General features: G+C 48.7%; 1 protein-coding gene. It reads right to left on the bottom strand.

The genetic code is table 11. The features are described 5' to 3' along the window. Positions 1–290 precede the first annotated feature (290 nt). Positions 291–839, bottom strand: coding sequence for a PEP-CTERM sorting domain-containing protein (locus IQ242_RS25620; protein WP_193961880.1), 549 nt, complete (start codon positions 837–839; stop codon positions 291–293). Positions 840–1,002: the final 163 nt, after the last annotated feature.

Genomic DNA, 1,002 nt, shown 5'->3' with positions numbered 1-1,002 from the left:
CCAGGGAATAAAGGGTTTGCCGTTTAATCCTGTAGTGCTTGACCCACTTGTTAGTGAGCCTGTCGAACTACGAATGACTAAGCTTTCAGGCTTTTAAGTAAGTTTGAGTAAGTTTAGTTGAGCGGTTCGTAAACGTTCCAATATCTCTTTGGCAGTGATTTTATCTACCATCTAATTTACTCCCTTTGGTTAATCGTGCGATCGATCTCCCGATCCTGATCAAAGACTAAAACGGGCTGCCACAATCGCACAACCCGTTCCCAATCAATTTAATTTTTAGTCGGTCAAAATTACTTTTCCAGTTTCCGGCCTTTGCACAATAAACCGACCCCCGCAACGGAGAGTAAACCGAGAACCGTCGCTGGTTCGGGAACCGGGGTCAGGGAATAATTGGCGAGAACGAAGGGTTCGCCGCCTGGAAGACTACCGTAGCCACCGACGGAAGCGAAAAGGTCAACCGGACCTATAAGGCCAGCGGGCAAAAAGCCGAATCCATCATTACAATTCGTGGTGTTACAAGCGACAAAATCTAGTCCCGATCCGTCTAGGGATAGCACCGCCTGACCCGTTACAACACCACCAGCAAGAATGCTATCGACATAAGAACCTGTCAACGGAAGAGCGGGGGCGGGAGAGCCGTTAAAGGTGGTATTACTGATAGAACTGACGAATACCGTGTTGTTATCTGGTTGCAGGGTTCCGTCCACCGTCGCAGTGATGGTTCCTAAGCTGGAGGTGTAGGAAAAGTTAAAAGTTGCGGCGCTGGCAACTGGTGCGAGGGTGGCGGTGGCTACCGTGGCGAGGGCGACGGAATAGCAAAAGGAACTTTTGAGTGGCATAGAAGACATTGTGTAGCTAAATTCCCCCGAATTTTACCCCCCCCCCCGATTTTGTCAAGGTTTTTGTTATTTATATTTATTATGCTTTATCTACCTATTGATTACTCGATTGGGGATTGAGGGCGATCTCCCAAGAGAGCGGCGAAGGGGTGCGCTTTTCTGG

Source organism: Microcystis sp. LEGE 08355, assembly GCF_015207185.1.
Lineage (GTDB): Bacteria > Cyanobacteriota > Cyanobacteriia > Cyanobacteriales > Microcystaceae > Microcystis > Microcystis panniformis.
Note: the sequence above shows the minus strand (reverse complement) of the source record. Positions and strands in the feature narration are given on the sequence as shown.